This window comes from Rhodococcus sp. KRD162, assembly GCF_017168335.1.
Taxonomy (GTDB): domain Bacteria; phylum Actinomycetota; class Actinomycetes; order Mycobacteriales; family Mycobacteriaceae; genus Rhodococcoides.
The window spans coordinates 428,446-446,645 of record NZ_JABFAU010000011.1 but is presented as its reverse complement, the minus strand read 5'-3'; the positions used below and the strand labels follow the sequence as shown (position 1 = coordinate 446,645).

Genomic DNA, 18,200 nt, shown 5'->3' with positions numbered 1-18,200 from the left:
GCTTGCCCTGCCGTGCTCCCGACGGCTGGCCCTGCGTCGGGGTCTTGCGCTCGGAGGGGGGTCCAGCGTTTCGGGTTGCGCGTCCGCGCGATCTGTTGGGTCGTGTCATACAAGAACTCCTGCCGCTCGCAGCTCGGCTGCGAGCAATTCGATGTGGTCGATGCTCGGTGGCACCTGGGGAAGTCGTGGATCGCCTACATCGAGTCCGATGAGGCGGAGGCCGGCCTTCGAGGCGCTGACGCCACCGAGGCGTGCGACCGAGCGAATGACCGGGATGAGGCTGACGTTGATTGCCTGCGCACGCGCGATGTCACCCATCATGAAGGCGGTGTGCAGTTCGCGCAGGCGGGCGGGAACCAGATGTCCGATCACGCTCACGAATCCGGTGGCTCCGACCGAGAGCCAGGGCAGGTTCAGTGGATCGTCACCGGAGTAGAACTGCAGGCCCGTCGATGCGATCAGCTCGGCACCGGCGTTCAGGTCGCCCTTCGCGTCCTTGACGGCGAGGATCCGAGGGTGTTCGGCGAGGCGGCGCAGCGTCTCGGTCTCGATCGGAACGACCGATCGCGGCGGAATGTCGTAGAGCATCACGGGCAGGTCCGTGGCACTGGCGACTGCTGTGAAGTGGGCGTAGAGACCGGCCTGGGGCGGCCGAGAGTAGTACGGGGTCACGACCAGGAGGCCGTGCGCTCCGGCACGAGCGGCGTCGCGGGCAAGCTCGACACTGTGCGCGGTGTCGTTGCTTCCTGCCCCGGCGATGATTCGAGCTCGATGCCCCACCGCCGCGATGACTGCGCGCAGAAGTTCGAGCTTCTCGTTCTCGGTGGTGGTAGGCGATTCGCCCGTCGTACCGGCCAGAACCAGGCCGTCGTTGCCCTGCTCGACGAGGTGATGGGCCAGCCGAACGCCGGCATCGATGTCCAACTTACCGTCCGGCGTGAACGGGGTCACCATGGCGGTGAGCACCGTACCGAACACAGGCGCAACGGAAGGAGCGGCGTCACCGTAGGTCATGGCAGCAGATTACCCGGTGCTTTGCCCACTCCTGCGCAGCGGGGATACCCGGTACCTGCGACGACCGTGCCTCGCCGCTAGACCTCGGTGACGAACGGACTGCGGGCCACTTCGGTGCCGTCGGGCAGCGTCGAGATCTCGAAGTCACCGAACACGTCCGGCGCCACGTCCACCAGCTTACGCAGACATTCGACGGCAACGCGGCGAATTTCTACGTCCGCGTGCTCGGAGGCACGCATCGAGACGAAATGTCGCCATGCCCGATAGTTGCCGCTCACCACCACCCGCGTCTCGGTGGCATTGGGCAGCACCGACCTCGCGGCCTGCCGCGCCTGCTTTCCGCGCAATGCAGCATTGGTGACCGACTCCAGTTTCCCCTCGAGTGCGCTGAGCAGTTCGGTGTACGCGGCGCGACTGGCCTCGGTAGCGGACGCGAACAGCGCCTCGAGCTCGGGATCCCCTTCCACCGCAGGCGGAACGACGACGTGTGCGTCGTGTTCGGGGACGAAGCGCTGGGAGAGTTGGGAGTACGAGAAATGCCGATGCCGAATCAACTCGTGGGTACACGAGCGCGATATCCCGGTGATGTAGAAGCTCACGCTCGCGTGTTCGAGGACCGACAGGTGTCCGACGTCGAGCAGGTGACGCAGATACGACGCATTGGTGGCGGTGCGCGGATTGGGTTTGGACCAGCTCTGGTAGCACGCCCGCCCGGCGAACTCGACGAGCGCCTGCCCACCGTCCGCATCGGTCTCCCACGGAATGTCCGTCGGCGGTGTGAACTCGGTCCGGGCAACCAACTGCACGTTCAGTGTCACCGTTCGGGGCGCTGCTCTACCTTCGTTTTCACTCGACACCGCACAACAGTAAGTGCGGTCCCCCCGATTCGACCAAAGTTGACGCCATGATGCCGTCACCGGACGCCACTCGACTGCCTTGACTGACGTCATCTATGGCGTCACACTGGCGTCATGGAACTCGACAAGTACACCGAGACGCTTCGTACCGATCTTCTGGCCGCCGCAGCCCTGGGCGACGAGCACACTCGGCAGACGGCCGAGGCGCTCGGCAAGACTGCCGAGGCCTCGGCCCGATTGATGTTGTTGACCGCGCTGTCCGATTTCGCGGCCGAGATCTCCAACGACCTGGACGGCCACACCGTGACCGTTCGTCTCGACGGCGCCCGGGCGCATGCCGATGTTCGACGCGATCTCCCGACCGTGGACTCGGGCGAATCGGAGGCAGCCGCAGCCGAGGACTACCCGACGATGGACGATGTCTCAGGAGAGGTTCGTCGAGTGACGTTGCGACTGGTCGAGCAGATCAAGGAGCGCGCAGAGGACGCCGCGAACAACAGCGGAGTATCCCTCAATTCCTGGTTGTCACAGGCGGTTCAGGGTGCACTGCGCGAGCAGATGCGCAAGGACCGCGGCTGGAACAACTGACCGGCTGGAACGACCGAGTCCTCCGGGGGGCACCTACTTCTTCTCGCGCCACTCGCGCTCGAACGGCAACCGCCACGCATGTGGAGCGATGAGTTGATGGATGGCGTTGGGACCCCAGGATCCTGGTGAGTACAAGCGCACCGGCGGCGGATCGGCCAACAACGGCTCCGATACCTGCCACAGCCTTTCGATGCCCTCGGCGGTGGTGAACAGCGTGTGATCGCCGTACATGGCGTCGAGGATCAGCCGTTCGTAGGCTTCGAGGACATCTCCGACACGTTCGGTTTCCTGGATCGCGAACTGCATGCTCAGTTTGTCCAGGCGCATACCGGGTCCCGGTCGTTTGCCGTAGAACGACAGCGACACCTTCGATGCGTCCGCGAGGTCGAAGGTCAGGTGGTCGGGGCCCTGCGCACCGACACCGGAGCCCGCCGGGAACATGGACTTGGGTGGTTCGCGAAACGCGATGGAGATGATGCGCTGTCCTTCGGCGAGACGTTTGCCGCTGCGGAGGTAGAACGGCACGCCTGCCCAGCGCCAGTTGTCGATCTCGCATTTGAGTGCGACGAAGGTGTCGGTATCGGAATCGGGAGCTACTCCCTCCTCGGACCGATACCCCGTATATTGACCTCGGACAACGTTTTTCGGGTCCAGCGGCACCATGGATCTGAATACTTTGTTCTTCTCCTCGCCGATCGCGCGGGGTTCGAGGGCCGTGGGCGGTTCCATTGCCATGAACGCGAGCACCTGGAACAGGTGAGTGACGACCATGTCCTTGTAGGCACCGGTGGATTCGTAGAATCCAGCTCTGCCGTCCAAACCGAGCTTCTCGGGTATGTCGATCTGTACGTGGTCGATGAAGTTGCGGTTCCAGATCGGCTCGAAGAGCCCGTTGGCGAAACGGAAGGCCAGAATGTTCTGCGCCGGCTCCTTGCCGAGGAAGTGATCGATTCGAAAGATCTGATCCTCGTCGAATGTTTCGTGTACCCGAGCGTTCAATGCGATCGCGCTCTCGAGATCGGTACCGAACGGCTTCTCCATGACGATCCGTGAGCGCTTCACCAGATCGGCGGACGCGAGCGTATCCACCACTGCCAGCGCTGCTCTCGGTGGAACGGACAGGTAGTGCAACCTGCGTACGCTCCCGCCCAGGTCGATCTCGGCTTCGGCAACCGCTTGACCCAGCGCTGCCGGTCCGGCTTTCTGCGAAACATAGGTCAACCGCGAGGCGAACTGTCGCCATTGCTCGTCGCCGACCTTACGACTGGAGAACTCGTTGATCGATTCGCGCGCGAGCGTACGGAATTCCTCGGTGGACATCTCTTCGAGCGAGGTGCCCACTACCCGGATGTTCGGTGCCAGATCGGACAGTGCCAGGTGCATCATCCCGGACAGGAGTTTGCGTTTGGCCAGGTCTCCGGTCGCGCCGAACAGCACGACCACCTGGGGCGGAAGTTCGGAGACGGTCTCGGTCCGGCGTGAAGTCACACTGGAAATACTGGCATCGTTTCTCGCCGAGCGCACATCGGTGGCCTCCGATTCAGCCGAGTGAATCATCGTCGTAACGCGTCGACCAGGTCTCCCCTGTCCCCCACCACGACGCGTTCGAGTTCGAGCCACTGCGCCATCTCGTGAAGAACCTCGCGCAAACGGGGAGCAATCGTGCCGGCGTCGCGGTCCCCCTCGATGTACGCCGCGATGACGTGCAGCTCCGACCGCGCCCGCACAGCCTTCAAGTCGACTCGTGCCACCAGGTGCCCGTCGAGCAGAAAGGGGAATACGTAATAGCCGTGAATTCGCTTGTGCTGCGGCGTGTAGATCTCGATGCGGTAGTGGAAGCCGAAGATTCGCTCCACCCGTGGACGAAAGAAGATCATCGGATCGAACGGGCACAACAGGGCGGCAGCGGTCGCGGTACGCGGTGTTCGGGCTTCGCTGTGTATGTAGGCCGGTGCATTCCACCCTCGCACCGATACTTGGTCGAGGACGCCGTCCTCGACCAGATCCGCGATCGCCGACTTGGTCTGCTTCTGCGAAAGGCGGTAGTAGTCACGCAGGTCCGGCTCGGTGCCGATTCCCAATGCACGAGATGACTTTTCGACCAGCGCACGCACCGCATCGGATTCGTCGACCCGCCTGCGCAGCACGCTGTCGGGAAGCACCCGCTCGCTGAGTTCGTACTGACGAACGAACCCGGTTCGCGCAGGCACGCTCACCACTCCCGCTGCGAAGAGTTGCTCGCAGACGACCTTGACATCGCTCCGGTCCCACCAGGGGCCCTTGCGCCCGGGTGTGTCGAGATCGAGATGCTTCTCGATCTCGCCTGCGCTGCTCGCGCCACGATCTTCGATCACAGCCAGAACATCGTCCACCAGAGTGGGTTCACGGTCGAGGATTCGAGCCGCTCCACCCCACCGACCGTGTCGATACAACTCCATGCGCCATCGCATGAGTGGCCAGTCTTCTACCGGCACAAGTGCAGCCTCGTGAGCCCAGTACTCGACCAACCTGCGGGGGCGTCGCGTGGAGTCCGCCCATGCGGCATCGTCCACGATCGTTCGATCGTAGGCACCGACCCGACTGAACACCGGTGCGTAGTGCGCGCGGACCACCACCGACACCGAGTCGATCTGCAACAGACCGGTGGTGTCGATGGCACGGTGAACGGCCGCTCTGCTCGCCGGACGCGTCCGTGAACGCGTCGATGCCAGTCCTTGGGCACCCAACGCAGTGCGACGAGCCGCAGCGGCACTCATCTCTCGCATCGGCCAAGCCTGTCACGCCCCACCGACACGATCCATCAGGAACCGAAGAGGTTCTTCGCCTTCAGGACGAGTTCGTACACTCCGTACGCGAACGGAACGGTCACCCACAACCAGGCGACTGTCATCGTCACCCGCATCTGCCCGCCGCTCATGACTGTGCTCCCGTCGAGGTCGTGGTGTCTGCGGTGACGGCCGAATCGGGCTCGTGAAACTTCTCGGCCACCGGCTTGATCGCTTCGTTCGCCAGGAAGCCGACGACGAGCAACCCGATCATCACGTAGAAGGCCGGAAGGTACCGAGCAGTGGTTCCCGGCTCTCCGGCGTCGGCGATCGCGTTGACGATCAGTGGCCCCAGGACCCCGGCAACCGACCACGCGGTGAGCAGTCGGCCATGGATCGCACCCACTTGGTACGTGCCGAAAAGATCCTTCAGGTAGGCGGGAACGGTGGCGAATCCCGCGCCGTAGAACGACAGGATCAGCAGTGCCGACACCAGGAACAAGACCTTGTTGGTATTGGTGAACACGGCGATGTACAGGTACAGCAGTGCGCCGACGCCCAGGTACAGCCGGTAGATGTTCTTGCGGCCCACCAGATCGGAGACCGAGGACCAGATGAACCGGCCGATCATGTTGGTCAGCGAGAGGAAGGCGACGAAGCCTGCGGCGGCAGCGGCCAGCGCCTGCGGCGAGGTCGCGTCGGGGAAGAAATCCTGGTAGATGCCCGAGCCGCGCTCCAGAATGCCGATCCCGGCAGTGACGTTGAAGCACAGCACAACCCACAGCAGCCAGAACTGCGGGGTCTTGACGGCATTGGCGGCCGAGACGTTGTGCCGGGACACCATCGCCGATGCCGCAGGCGGGGTCCAGCCTGCCGGGGTCCAGCCCTCGGCGGGGACTCTGATGAGCACGACACCCAACGCCATGAAGACGGCGTATCCCACGCCGAGGGTGAGGAACGTCTTGGCGATCGAACCGTCGGTGAAGCCGCCGAAGTTGATCATCAGCTGGCTGGTGAGCGGTGACGCGATGAGAGCGCCGCCGCCGAATCCCATGATGGCGATGCCGGTGGCCATTCCCGGCCGGTCCGGGAACCACTTCATCAGCGTGGAGACGGGTGAGATGTAGCCGATGCCGAGGCCGATGCCACCGACGAACCCGTAGCCGAAGATCACCAACCAGAACTGCCCGAGCGCCATGCCGAGCGCGGAGATCAGCAGACCCGATACGAAGAAGACCAGTGAGACGGCCATCGCCCAGCGTGGACCGTTCTTCTCGACGCGGGTTCCGAAGATCGCGGCGGACAGGCCGAGCATCACGATGGCGAGCTGGAACGGTATGGCGGTGACGGTGCCGCTGAGCCCGAGGGCTTCCGGTTGCGAGATGGCGTTCTTGAACACGCTCCAGGCGTATGCAGAGCCGATCGCGAGGTGGATGGACAGGGCTGCCGGCGGTATCAACCAGCGGCTCCACTCGGGCGTGGCCACTATTGCGGAGCGGTCGAGCATGGGGAGGGTCATCGAAATCCCTTGGAATCGAGAGCGGTAGAAAGATCAACTATTGCGTGCAGTCAAACACGAGAACCACCCTGCTTGCTCACAATCAGGATAGTTTCTTCCCCGAACTCACAACATCGGCTTCGTATCCTAGGCGCGCGTATTCTGGAGCCAGTGGATATCGAGCGGTGGCGCAGCAGATTGCCGGTGAAGCGAGCCTCGGACGGCGAGGTGATCGGGTGGACCGTGGCCCATCGATCGCACGCATCGGCACCGCTCGACGAACAAGAAGAAGGATATCTGGTCGATGCCGTCAACCCCGTTGGGATCACTGTTGCACAGGGCGTTCCGATCGAGACAGCCGTCGCTCACCTCGAAGAGCGTGGGCTGGCATCACTGTCGGCACCGCACTGGACCAAAGCGCCGTTGCCGCTCGCACCGGAAACCGATCTGATTGCACCGCAGGATGATTGGCAATGGCGGCGGGTACTGATGACCCAACTCGACGACAATCGAGTCTGGATCCGGCCCGCGTACCCGAGTTGGCCGGAGCGTCTACTCGAGATACCACTGCCGATCCCTGCCGATGACATTCTGCGCCCGGACTCCCCCGCTGATTCCGATTGAGTCAGTAGTCTTTCAGGACAGATCTCAGCGCGTCGGCCAGCTGCGTCAGGCCCGGTTCCTCCACTGGCAGATGACCGCACCCGTCGAGCATCACGATCGCGGTCTCTGCCCGGATACGTTGCAGGAATCGGATACTGACGTGCGGCGGCGTCCATCGGTCCTCGGCGGGATGGGCAAGCAACACCGGTGGGCCATCGTACTTTTCCGGCCGGACGTGCGCGTAACCGAAGTAGTCGGCGAGAAAACCGACGGGAACCCGTACGCCTCCACCCTTGGTGTCTCCGGCGCACAGGGTGGACAGTTCGCAATTCAGGCTCATGTTCGCCATGTCCGCCATCCACCTGACGGGAACACGAACCCGACCGGCCGGGACCGCGCACGCACGCAGCAGCCATGGAGCAGGCCCGCCGAGTACCGCAAATCGAGCTGCTGCCCGACGGGCGTCCGGATCCGATGGATCGAGCAAGCACGTGGCAACAACCCGGTCCACCAGTGCCGTTCGGTGCGCCACCTCATAGGCGAGCATCCCGCCCATGCTCGCGCCGAAAAGGATCAGAGGACGGTCGTCCTTCGACTTTTCCGCAACGACGAGGTCACAGAGGAGATCGATCCAGTCTCGGTAGCGAACTGCCGAGGGATCGGGAACGTCGGTATCTCCGTACAACGGTAGATCGGGGCACAGAACCTCGAATCCCTCAGCCGCTGCGATAGCGGCGTAGGGCCACAGCAGTCCGGAATATCCCCCGGCACCGTGCACTGCAATCACCCGAACCTTCGATTCGGGTCTAGACGCTCGCGCGATATGGACACTCGTATTTTTCCATGTCCAGTAGGTCGGCTCCGGGCGGTGTGCAGAAGCCGAGTGGTACCGCTCGGGAAGAAATCGGTCATATCGGACCCAATCCATACCCGGATCTTGGCCGTCAGTCGGACAATCCCGCGGCCACTGTGCCGCCCAATTCGTAGCACCGCTCGCGAGCATCTCTGCCGCCCTCGGCGAGGCGTACCGTGCCGAACACCTGTGCCAGGCCCCACCCCGCGGCGATGCTTTCGAGGGCGCGACCGGCACCCACTGTGTCGTTGTTGCCGTGAATCCATGCGCTGTAGGGCTTTCCGGCGACCGCGTCGAGGCATGGGTAGTACACGGTGTCGAAGAAGTGCTTCAACGCCCCGCTCATGTAGCCGAAGTTCGCGGGCGTGCCGAAGAGGAAGCCGTCGGCACCGAGCACATCCGGGATCGTCGCACCGAGGGCAGGCACACTACGCACGTCCACACCGCTGATCTCGGGATCACGTGCACCGGAAAGAACGGCCTCGAGCAGCTCTCGGGTGAGTGGGCTCGGGGTGTGGTGAACCACCAGCAGAGTGCGCCTCATGCGCTGTCAGCGTTCTGCTTGTTCGAGTGCCACTGCGCGTTTCATGGTCTCGCGGGCGCGTCCCCGGTCGCCTGCATAGTCGTAGGCCCGAGCCAGTCGGTACGAGCTTCGCCAGTTGTCCGGGTCCTTCTCCCATTCGGCCTTGATCTGTTGGAACAGCTCGTCGGCTGCATCGCGGTCGATCCGTCCCGACGGCATCCGCGGGAGATCGTCGACGTCGAGTTCGAGACCTTCCTCCCGTATGCGCGACGCCAACCGCTGATGGTCGAATCCTGCTTTGAGCGTCGCCCACACGATCCACAGTCCGATGATCGGCAGCAGCAGAACCCCGATCCCCAGCGAGATGCTCGCCGCGCCTCCGCTCTGGATCAGCGTCACACCGCGCTGACCGAGCAGGAAGAAATAGAAACCGAGGATCAGCACCATCACCGCGATGATGGCGACGACTTTGGTCGCTTTGTTCACCGTCGATCAGCTCACAGATCCAGTAGCGGATCGAGGCCAACGGTCAGCCCGGGGCGAGCTGCGATCTCACGGACTCCGAGGAGCACTCCGGGCGCGAAGGACGTCCGGTCCAGCGAGTCGTGCCGAATACTCAGCGTCTCGCCTTGGGTACCCAGCAAAACCTCTTGGTGCGCAACGAGTCCCGCGAGTCGGATCGAATGCACCCGCACCCCGTCGACATCTGCACCGCGTGCGCCGTCGAGCTCGGTCGTCGTGGCATCGGGGCTGGGCGGTGTACCTGCCGCGGCGCGCGCTTCGGCGATCAGCGCGGCCGTGCGGTACGCGGTACCCGAGGGGGCGTCGGCCTTGTTGGGATGATGCAGTTCGATCACCTCGACAGAATCGAAGAACCGGGCGGCCTGCTGGGCGAATCGCATCGACAACACTGCGCCGATAGCGAAGTTGGGGGCGATCAGCACTCCGGTCTGCGGCGATCCGTCCAACCATTCGCGAACCTGCTCGAGCCTCTGATCGTCGAACCCGGTGGTGCCCACGACGGCGTGAATGCCGTGTTCGACGAGGAACTGGAGGTTGTCCATCACCACGTCGGGATGGGTGAAATCCACCACCACCTGGGCTCCGCTGTCGACGAAGTTCGCCAGCGGATCGCCTTGGTCGACGGTTGCCACGAGCTCGAGGTCTGCGGCTGCCTCGACGGCGGCGCAGATCGCCTGCCCGACCTTGCCGCGCGATCCCAGTACCCCTACTCGAACAGGTGCCGTTGCACTCACGTCGTACCCACACTCATTTCGTCATCGTCCACTGGTCCTTCGACCACGAAGCCTACTTTCCCGGTGGCACGCACCGGCAGCTACGGTCGACCGGTGAACACCACCGTCCTCTTCGCCGACCGAGTCGATCTCGTCCGCGGTGGCCGTCACCTGCTCAGCGACGCGACGATGCGGGTCGACGAGGGCGAACACTGGGTGCTGCTCGGGGCCAACGGCGCAGGCAAGAGTACTTTGCTGAGCCTGCTCGGCGCGGTCGTGCATCCCACCCGCGGCGTCGTGCACGTGCTCGGTCATCGCCTCGGACGGGTGGACATGCGCGAACTGCGAACGCACATCGGTCATGTCGATCCACGCTTGACGATCGACGCACCCCTGACACTGTTCGAGGTGGTACTGACCGGACTCACCAACACACCCGACCTGATCCCGCGATGGTCGGCCACCGAGGCTCAGATCGCCCGTGCTCACCGTCTCATCGCATCGCTCGGGGTCGATCACCGCAGCGACGCGTCCTGGCACACGCTCTCCCAGGGCGAACGTGGCCGAGCGCTCATCGCCCGTGCCCTACTCCCCGACCCGGCGGTGCTGCTGCTCGACGAACCCGCCACCGGTCTCGATCTCGCTGCCCGCGAACAACTCCTCAGCGCACTGGACTCGCTTCGATCCGAGCACCCGAGTCTGGCCAGCATTCTGGTCACTCATCATCTCGAGGAAATCCCGGTCTCGACCACCCATGCGCTTCTCATCCGAGACGGACGAGTACTGGCGCAGGGCACCGTGGATGCGGTGCTGACCACCGAGAACGTCAGCGCCTGTTTCGACCATCCCGTCGAGATCACCAAGCAGCGCGGCCGTTGGCTGGCCACGGCCTCCCCGAGCTGACCCATCAGTCGAAGACGATGACCTGACGGATCGCGTTGCCGTCGGCCAATTCGTCCATGCCGCGGTTGATCTCGTCCAGCGTGATGCGAGAGGAGATCAACTTCTCGACGGGAAGTCGTCCCTCACGCCACATCTGGGCGTACGTCGGGATGTCGCGCGCCGGTACGGCCGAGCCCAGGTAGCTGCCGATGATCGTGCGGGCTTCGGCAACCAGGCCCAGGGGCGAGATGGACGACCGCGCGTCGGGTGCGGGGAGGCCGACGGTGATGGTCTTTCCGCCGGGCGCGGTTGCAGCAACGGCGGTCTCGAAGGCTCGGGCGTTGCCTGCGGCCTCGATCACGATATCGGCTTTGATGCCTTTCTCGGCGAGCTCGGCCGGCGAGTAGACCTGCGTTGCGCCCAGATCGGTCGCGGTGGCGAGCTTGTCCGGGACGCCGTCGACACCGATCACCTCACCTGCACCGATCGATACTGCCGTCAGCACCGCTGCCATGCCGACGCCGCCGAGGCCGACGACCATGACCGACTGTCCGGGCTTCGGGGTCCCGGCGTTGAGTACCGCGCCACCACCGGTCAACACTGCGCACCCCAGGACGGCTGCGATGTCGGCTGGGATGTCGTCCTCGACCGGGACGATCGACTGTCGGCTCACTACCGCATGGGTGGCGAATCCGGAGACCCCGAGGTGATGCTTGATCTCGGCACCGTCGCGGTGCAGTTTGATGCCGCCGCCGAGCAGCGTTCCTGCATTGTTCGACGCACTACCGACAACACAGGGCATCTGGCCGTCGGTGGCGCATCCGGCGCAGTCGCCGCATCGCGGCAGGAACGTCATGACGACGCGAGTACCGACCGCGATGTCGTCGACACCCGACCCGACTTCTTCGACCCTGCCTGCTGCCTCGTGGCCGAGCAGCATCGGAACCGGGCGGACACGGTTGCCGTCGACCACCGACAGGTCCGAGTGGCACAGTCCCGCGGCTTCGATCCTGATCAGCAGTTCCCCGTCGCCCGGCGAGCCGAGTTCGAGATCGGAGACGGTGATGGGATGCGAGTCGGCGAAGGGACGAGATCGGCCGATTTCTTCGAGTACAGCGCCGCGAATCTTCATCCTGCCAGACTATGCGGCTCCGCCGCATGTGCGTGGAAATTCGTAGCCCACTACGAATTTCCACGCACATGGGCCGCAGGCCCTCACAACGGCAGACGCGGCCTGAGCAGGTGCGCAACCAATGCCGTCCAGCCGGTCTGGTGGGTGGCCCCGAGTCCCTCACCGGTGTCGCCGTCGAAGTACTCGTTGAAACTGGGATGCTCGCTCCACAGTGGGTCGAGGCTGGATTCGATGCGATCGCCGTCGGCCGGCCGCTTGCCGTCGACCGGCCGAAACAGTCCCGCGAGACCGTTGTCGATCAGATCAGCGGCGTCGGTGAGGGTGCGATGATTTCCCGAACCGGTGGGGATTTCGATGGTGAACGAGTCGCCGTAGTACCGGCCGTAGGCGCGAAGTTTGTCGGCCAACAGCACGTTCACCGGGAACCACACCGGCCCGCGCCAGTTGGAGTTTCCACCGAACATTCCGGTGCGCGACTCCCCCGGCTCGTATTCGATGGACATGCTCCTGCCGTCGACGTCGAAGGTCACCGGTTCGCGATACGAGGCGGAGAGCGAGCGAATTCCGAACTCCGACAAGAACTCCTCGGAGTCGAACATTCTCGCCAGGATCCGCTTGAGTCGCTCCGGCTGAACGAGCGTGAGCAACATCCGAACCTCGTTGCCCTCACGCCGCGCCAGCAGCGGGCTGACCATGTCCGGCCGCCGGTGCTGCACCCACCGCAGCCGTGCCGCGAGGTCGGGGCACTCCTTCTCCACCCACGGCGGGATCTCGGTGGCACCGAGAATCGGCAGCAGTCCCACCATGGATCGAACCCGCATCGGGACGGCATCGCCCTCCGGCTGAACCAGGACGTCGTAGAAGAACCCGTCTTCCTCGTGCCACAGCGAAATGTGCCGCGAACCGAACGAATTGACGGCCTTCGCGATCGAGAGGAAGTGCGAGAAGAACTTGGTCGCGACGTCGTCCCAGGCGCTGTCGTGGCGGGCGAGTTCCAGGGCGATCTTGAACATCTGCTGGCAGTAGAACGCCATCCAACTCGTTGCATCGGACTGCTCGAGCCGGAATCCGGGAGGCAGCGGCGCGGACCGGTTGAACAATCCGATGTTGTCCATGCCGAGAAAGCCGCCCTCGAAGATGTTCGAGCCCTCGGAGTCCTTGCGGTTGACCCACCAGGCGAAGTTGAGCAGCAGCTTGGTGAACACCCGCACCAGGAACTCGCGATCCCGATACCCGTCGATGCGATAGACGTGCCATGCCGCCCACGCGTGCACGGGCGGATTGACGTCACCGAACTCCCACTCGTACGCGGGCAGTTGGCCGTTGGGGTGCATGGCCCATTCCCGGCACATGAGTACCAGTTGTTCCTTGGCGAAATCGGCATCGACGTGTGCCAGTGGAATCGTGTGAAAGGCCAAGTCCCAGGCCGCGAACCACGGGTACTCCCACTCGTCGGGCATGGAAATCACGTCGGCCAGCGCCAAATGCCGCCAGTGCGCGTTCCGCCCGCCCGGATCCTGCCTCGATTCCGGGGTCGGCGCACCGACCTTGTCACCCTCGATCCACTGGTCTACGTCGTAGCGATAGAGCTGCTTGGTCCACAACAGTCCGGCGTAGGCGCGCCGCGCCACGTGCCGATCGGCCTCGGTGAGGTCGGCACCGATCACCGCGCCGTAGAACTCGTCGGCCTCGGCCCGACGGTCGACGTTGACGGCGTCGAATCCGGCCCCGAAGGTCTGCTCGTCCGGCCGGTTGGGCGACAACCGCAGTTGGACCGATTCCGTTGCACCGGGGGCGATGTCGTCGAAGCGATACCAGAAGGCGGCCTTCGTCCCGGTCTGCTCGGGGTTGACCGCATCGAGATCGCCGTCGACGACTCGGCGGCCGATGCCGTCCTTCGGGTAGGCCGAGATGTTCTCCTGCCCCCACAGGGCTTCGGCATTGGTTTCGTTGTCACAGAACAGAACTGCCGGTGTTCCTTGGGCGCTGAGGTAGTAGCGACCGAGAAATCCGTGGTCGACGGCGATGGCTTCGAGACCACCTGCCACGAGGTCCGGCGGACTGAGCTGCGTCAATTTTCCGCCGCGCTCGTCGCGTCCCCAGGACCAGGTGTTGCGCAACCACAGGTGCGGCAGAAGGTCCACCGATGCCGCCTCGGGGCCGTGGTTGGTGATGGAGATGGTGATGCAGATGTCGTCGGGTGAGGCTTTCGCGTAAGTGACCTGAACGTCGAAGAACCGGTTCTCGTCGAGGATGCCCGTGTCGGCCAGCTCGTATTCGCGGTCGTCACGCCCACGTCGGGCGTTCTCCTCGCGCAGATGAGCGTAGGGATACTCTGCGTGCGGATAGCGGTAGAGCCACTGCATCCAGCTGTGCGTCGGCGTTCCATCGACCGCCCAGAAGTACTCCTTGACGTCCTCACCGTGATTGCCCTCCTCGTTGGCGAGGCCGAACAGTCGTTCCTTGAGGATCGGATCCTTGCGGTTCCACAGTGCGAACGAGAAGTTGAGGAACCCGAAGCGGTCGCAGATTCCGCCGATGCCGTCCTCACCCCAGCGGTATGCCCGCTTGTGGGCCTGATCGAACGGGAACGACGCCCAGGCGTTGCCGTCCTCGGAGTAGTCCTCGCGCACCGTGCCCCACTGACGTCCCGCCAGGTACGGACCCCACTGACGCCACGGGCCGCTGACTCCGGGCGATTCTGCCAACCGAGTGTGTTCGACGGTGGACGGGGTGGGAACGGTCACGGGGTTGGTGGTCACGGCACACAGTCTGGTCGTTCGCGCTCAACGATGCACGCCGACGTTTGCCGCCAGATACCCGACGCGGCGTTGGACTGCGGCAATCTCTCGGACGCCATCGGTGAGCATGCTCCGTTCGAGCGGGGACAGCTCCGCCATGATCAACACGTCTCCGGGTCGATGGCCCGCCACGAGCTGGTTCACCTGATGCGACAGACGAAGACGCTGCAACAGTGCGAACACCTCGGTCAGTGTGGCGACATCGCGTTCGGAGAGCAGGCCGTTGCCCGACGCCGCCTCCAGTCGCGCAGGGGTCGAGGACGACCCGATCCCGACCGACAGTCCACCCCAGCGAGCGAGGTTGACGATGGGGGTCAGCGCGTGGGCCTTGAGGTCGAAGGTGCCGCCTCTGCGAGCCAGCACATCTCGAAGTGAGCGCAGCCGGGCTCGTCCGGCGAGTGCCTCACGCAGTTGCAACCGCAGCGCGTCGGGGTGATCGACCAGTTGTCGACGGTAGGCCTCGGGGACGGTGTGCAGTTCACTCGGTCCCCAGACCACCCTGCCGTCGATCATCAGCGAGGACATGATGAGACCGGAATCCCCTGCCGGATTGCCACGGTCGCCGAAGGGGTTGCTGAGCCAGTGCTCGGCGGCGGATTCCCACTGCCGTGCCGAGCGCGCGAAGCGCGGCGAACTCGCCACCGCACCATTGGTGTCCGAGGGCAGTCCGGCACCGTCGAGATCTGCGTGCACTCGGACGGCCAACTCCATCAGTGCTTCGTCGCGGGTTCTCGGCATCGCATCCGACTGTCCAGTCGAATCGGGGTCGGCCGTGGCATCCAACCAGCTCAAAGCGCTGTCGATATCGGAGGACGGCATCGCTTCTCGACGCGCGACGCTGCCGAGAGTTATCCAGGCGACGTTGTTGCGCGGTACCTCCGGCCGAGCCGACCACTCGATCTCGACGGCTCGACGCACGAGACTGTCCGCCACCACCGACAGGATTGCACTGACTGCCATGGCGTCGGTCCCACCTCGGAACAGGTCCACAACGAGGCCCGGCACGAGCTTTCCCACCTCGGCGAGTTCGGCGGGGGTCGACGCCGACATCACAGCTCGACGGACCACGAAACTTCGCCTGGTGGACGCGGCGTACAGGTCGGAATCGTCGACGACGCCGAGTATCTCACCGCGGCTCGACACCACCGGCATATGCCGCAGTCCACGTTCGAGCATGTCCATCAGTACAGTGCCTGCGAGACGGTCCGCAGTGACGGTCTCGGCGGGCGAGGTCATCACCCGTTCGATCGGGGTGTCGATGCCGACCCCGGCGGCCACCACGCGCACTCTGAGATCACGGTCGGTGAAGATCGCATGCCGCGAACCTCGCAGCGGAATCAGAACGTACGAACTGCCCTGCTCGGTCATGTGTCGAACCGCGTCTCGTACGGTGGTGCCGACGGTCGTGAACACAGCAGGGGCAGAGATCAATTCGCCGACGGTGCGGCCGGCAGTGCCTTCCCGCGGTCCGGCCCGGTGCGCGGAAGCGGACGTGACGGCATCGGCCAGAAACGCCAGCCCGGTCGGCGTCGCGAACCACGGTCGACTCAGCTCGCCGGGCAGCTCGAGTACGACGCTCGGTTCGATTGCCCGCACACCGAATTCGACGGTGCCGCCCGAGAGCAGCGCCGAAAATCCGAACACCCCACCGACTCCGATGGTGTCGATCGGTACCTCGGCGGGCTGGGCGTGGTCCGGGTGCAAAATCACCACTCGTCCGGTGCGCACCATGAACACTGTGTCGGTTGCGGTCTGCTCGGTCGCTCGTCCCGGACCCACAACCCATGCACCACTGGCATATTCGTGCTCGACGGCCGCCGCGGCGATCTCGGTCAGCGCCGCGGGTGGCGCTCCTTGGAACGGTGGGTGCGCGCCGAGGAAGTCGGCGAGCGCTGAGCTATCCGCCACGGATCAGGTCGGCGCATTTCTCCGCCATCGTCATGACGGTGATGTTGGGGTTGACGTAGGGCAGCTTGGGCATCGCCGACGCATCGACCACGCGCAGGTGCGAGACTCCCTTGACGCGTAATTCCGGATCCAGCACGGCCATGGCGTCGTCCACCGAGCCCATCCGCGCGGTGCCGGCGGGGTGGTAGACCGTGTTGTGCGTCTTGTGGACGTAGTCGAGCAGGTCGTCGTCGGTGACGGCATCGGGTCCTGGGGCGAGTTCGCGTTCGATCCATCCCGACAGTGGACCGCGCGCGGCGATGACGCGCGCCAGTTTCAGACCAGCGAGCATCACTGCGTCGTCGTGGCCGTCCGGGTCGGTGAAGTACCGCGGATCCACCTTTGCGCGGTCCCGAAAGTCCCTGCTCCGCAATCGAACAGTGCCCCTCGACCGCCCCTGGGTCACATTGGGCGTCAGGCAGAACCCGTTGTCTGTGGTCGGATAGCCCCACCGCAGCGTATTCATATCGAACGGCACGCTGCCGTAGTGCATCATGATGTCCGGGTAGTTCAGTGTCGAGTCGGTCTGTGCGAACACACCGATCTCCCACCACTGCGAGGATGTGGTGGTCATGGGTTTGCTCGCCTCCCAGAACACCAGACCTTCGACGTGGTCGTCGAGGTTCTCGCCGACCCCGGGCGAGTCGACCCGTACGGCAATTCCCATCTCCCGTAGCTGTTCTGCGGGTCCGATGCCGGAGAGCATCAACAACTTCGGAGTGTCGATGGCACCTGCGGTCACGATCACCTCGCGTCGCGCGGACACGGTGTCGTATCCGGTCAGGTCCGGACGTTGGTACCGCACACCCGTCGCGGTCAGCGACTCGTCGATCAGGATGTCGCTGATCCAGCAGTCGGTACGCACCTCGAGGTTCGTCCGCGTGCCGATGATCGGATGCAGGTACGCGTGCGAGGTCGACATCCGCAGGCCGTCGGCGTCCGCGTTGATCTGAAACCAGCCTGCACCGTTGAGAACCGTCGCACCGCGGTTGAAGGCGACTGTGGGAATCCCTACCTCGGCGGCCGAGGCGAGTACCGCCGCGCCGCATGGGTCACCGGGGGGCACGTCGCGAATTCGCACAGGCCCAGCCTGTCCACGACCGGTGTCGTTGTTCTCCACACGCGCGACGAACGGCAGGATGTCCGACGCTCCCCAACCGGTCGCACCGGCGGCGGCCCAATCGTCGAGAGTTTCCGGCGGCGGGTGAAATGCGATGCAGGAGTTGTGCGACGAGCAGCCACCGAGCACTTTCGCTCGCGCGTGCCGCATGAAGCTGTTTCCGCGCTCCTGCGGTTCTACCGGATAGTCCCAGTCGTAGCCGGAGTCGAGTAGATGCATCCACTGGCTCAGTTCGAGAATCGCCCTGTCACCGACGTCCGTCGGTCCTGCCTCGACCAGGCACACTCTCACGGAGGGATCCTCGCTCAGTCTCGCGGCGAGCACACATCCCGCCGTCCCACCTCCTGCGACGACGTAGTCGAACTGAGTGTCTGTCACTGCA

At 64.4% G+C, this 18,200-nt stretch carries 16 protein-coding genes; 3 read left to right on the top strand and 13 right to left on the bottom strand.

The genetic code is table 11. The features are described from left to right. Positions 1-105: 105 nt before the first annotated feature. Together dapA and thyX are read right to left on the bottom strand one after the other, a co-directional pair. Complete coding sequence (gene dapA, locus J1M87_RS16670) at positions 106-1,014, bottom strand: 4-hydroxy-tetrahydrodipicolinate synthase (protein ID WP_206490580.1); 909 nt, start codon at positions 1,012-1,014, stop codon at positions 106-108. Between the two features lie 77 nt (positions 1,015-1,091). Continuing rightward, the gene (gene thyX, locus J1M87_RS16665; protein WP_206490579.1) at positions 1,092-1,832 is read right to left on the bottom strand and encodes an FAD-dependent thymidylate synthase; all 741 of its coding nucleotides are present in this window, start codon (positions 1,830-1,832) and stop codon (positions 1,092-1,094) included. A 153-nt stretch (positions 1,833-1,985) separates the two neighbouring features. On the opposite strand from thyX, the gene J1M87_RS16660 reads away from it, so the two are divergent. Next, on the top strand, positions 1,986-2,459 hold the full coding sequence (locus J1M87_RS16660; RefSeq protein WP_206490578.1) for a hypothetical protein: 474 nt from the start codon (positions 1,986-1,988) through the stop codon (positions 2,457-2,459). Positions 2,460-2,492: 33 nt separating this feature from the next. Here the strand turns inward: J1M87_RS16660 and zwf are convergent, their stop codons facing one another. The 3 genes from zwf to J1M87_RS16645 all read right to left on the bottom strand — a co-directional run bounded on the left by zwf (position 2,493) and on the right by J1M87_RS16645 (position 6,743). Further along, a complete protein-coding gene (zwf, locus tag J1M87_RS16655; RefSeq protein ID WP_241256984.1) occupies positions 2,493-4,016 on the bottom strand; it encodes a glucose-6-phosphate dehydrogenase in 1,524 nt (507 codons plus the stop codon). Next, complete coding sequence (locus tag J1M87_RS16650; RefSeq protein WP_206490576.1) at positions 4,013-5,224, bottom strand: winged helix-turn-helix domain-containing protein; 1,212 nt, start codon at positions 5,222-5,224, stop codon at positions 4,013-4,015. Before J1M87_RS16650 ends, zwf begins: the two co-directional genes overlap by 4 nt. Before the next feature lie 148 nt (positions 5,225-5,372). Further along, positions 5,373-6,743 (bottom strand): OFA family MFS transporter, encoded by a 1,371-nt coding sequence (locus tag J1M87_RS16645; protein WP_206490575.1) that lies wholly within the window; start codon positions 6,741-6,743, stop codon positions 5,373-5,375. A gap of 150 nt (positions 6,744-6,893) precedes the next feature. On the opposite strand from J1M87_RS16645, the gene J1M87_RS16640 reads away from it, so the two are divergent. Beyond that, the gene (locus J1M87_RS16640) at positions 6,894-7,346 is read left to right on the top strand and encodes a hypothetical protein (protein ID WP_307830829.1); all 453 of its coding nucleotides are present in this window, start codon (positions 6,894-6,896) and stop codon (positions 7,344-7,346) included. Between the two features lies 1 nt (position 7,347). Here the strand turns inward: J1M87_RS16640 and J1M87_RS16635 are convergent, their stop codons facing one another. The 4 genes from J1M87_RS16635 to dapB are packed head-to-tail and all read right to left on the bottom strand — an operon-like array spanning position 7,348 to position 9,957. After that, positions 7,348-8,253, bottom strand: a complete 906-nt coding sequence (locus J1M87_RS16635; protein WP_206490574.1) for an alpha/beta hydrolase — start codon at positions 8,251-8,253, stop codon at positions 7,348-7,350. Between the two features lie 16 nt (positions 8,254-8,269). After that, entirely contained in the window at positions 8,270-8,722 is a 453-nt protein-coding gene (locus tag J1M87_RS16630; RefSeq protein ID WP_206490573.1) for a flavodoxin family protein, read from the bottom strand. A gap of 6 nt (positions 8,723-8,728) precedes the next feature. Further along, positions 8,729-9,148 (bottom strand): hypothetical protein, encoded by a 420-nt coding sequence (locus tag J1M87_RS16625; RefSeq protein ID WP_206490662.1) that lies wholly within the window; start codon positions 9,146-9,148, stop codon positions 8,729-8,731. 50 nt (positions 9,149-9,198) lie between these two features. Beyond that, positions 9,199-9,957, bottom strand: coding sequence for a 4-hydroxy-tetrahydrodipicolinate reductase (dapB, locus tag J1M87_RS16620; RefSeq protein WP_206490572.1), 759 nt, complete (start codon positions 9,955-9,957; stop codon positions 9,199-9,201). Positions 9,958-10,050: 93 nt separating this feature from the next. On the opposite strand from dapB, the gene J1M87_RS16615 reads away from it, so the two are divergent. After that, positions 10,051-10,839, top strand: coding sequence for an ABC transporter ATP-binding protein (locus J1M87_RS16615; protein WP_206490571.1), 789 nt, complete (start codon positions 10,051-10,053; stop codon positions 10,837-10,839). A gap of 4 nt (positions 10,840-10,843) precedes the next feature. Here J1M87_RS16615 and J1M87_RS16610 read toward each other — a convergent pair whose 3' ends face one another. The 4 genes from J1M87_RS16610 to J1M87_RS16595 form a co-directional block, all read right to left on the bottom strand. Continuing rightward, positions 10,844-11,950, bottom strand: coding sequence for an alcohol dehydrogenase catalytic domain-containing protein (locus J1M87_RS16610; protein WP_206490570.1), 1,107 nt, complete (start codon positions 11,948-11,950; stop codon positions 10,844-10,846). Positions 11,951-12,033: 83 nt separating this feature from the next. Further along, on the bottom strand, positions 12,034-14,712 hold the full coding sequence (locus tag J1M87_RS16605) for a glucosidase (protein WP_307830828.1): 2,679 nt from the start codon (positions 14,710-14,712) through the stop codon (positions 12,034-12,036). Positions 14,713-14,736: 24 nt separating this feature from the next. Next, on the bottom strand, positions 14,737-16,659 hold the full coding sequence (locus J1M87_RS16600) for a putative nucleotidyltransferase substrate binding domain-containing protein (protein WP_206490569.1): 1,923 nt from the start codon (positions 16,657-16,659) through the stop codon (positions 14,737-14,739). After that, positions 16,649-18,196 (bottom strand): GMC family oxidoreductase, encoded by a 1,548-nt coding sequence (locus J1M87_RS16595; RefSeq protein ID WP_206490568.1) that lies wholly within the window; start codon positions 18,194-18,196, stop codon positions 16,649-16,651. Before J1M87_RS16595 ends, J1M87_RS16600 begins: the two co-directional genes overlap by 11 nt. Positions 18,197-18,200: the final 4 nt, after the last annotated feature.

Bases quoted from the DNA above. Each gene is read 5' to 3' on its own strand.
- dapA (WP_206490580.1), bottom strand. From the start codon at position 1,014: ATGACCTACGGTGACGCCGCTCCTTCCGTTGCGCCTGTGTTCGGTACG.
- J1M87_RS16660 (WP_206490578.1), top strand. From the start codon at position 1,986: ATGGAACTCGACAAGTACACCGAGACGCTTCGTACCGATCTTCTGGCC.
- zwf (WP_241256984.1), bottom strand. From the start codon at position 4,016: ATGATTCACTCGGCTGAATCGGAGGCCACCGATGTGCGCTCGGCGAGA.
- J1M87_RS16650 (WP_206490576.1), bottom strand. From the start codon at position 5,224: ATGCGAGAGATGAGTGCCGCTGCGGCTCGTCGCACTGCGTTGGGTGCC.
- J1M87_RS16645 (WP_206490575.1), bottom strand. From the start codon at position 6,743: ATGACCCTCCCCATGCTCGACCGCTCCGCAATAGTGGCCACGCCCGAG.
- J1M87_RS16635 (WP_206490574.1), bottom strand. From the start codon at position 8,253: ATGGATTGGGTCCGATATGACCGATTTCTTCCCGAGCGGTACCACTCG.
- J1M87_RS16630 (WP_206490573.1), bottom strand. From the start codon at position 8,722: ATGAGGCGCACTCTGCTGGTGGTTCACCACACCCCGAGCCCACTCACC.
- J1M87_RS16625 (WP_206490662.1), bottom strand. From the start codon at position 9,148: ATGGTGCTGATCCTCGGTTTCTATTTCTTCCTGCTCGGTCAGCGCGGT.
- J1M87_RS16610 (WP_206490570.1), bottom strand. From the start codon at position 11,950: ATGAAGATTCGCGGCGCTGTACTCGAAGAAATCGGCCGATCTCGTCCC.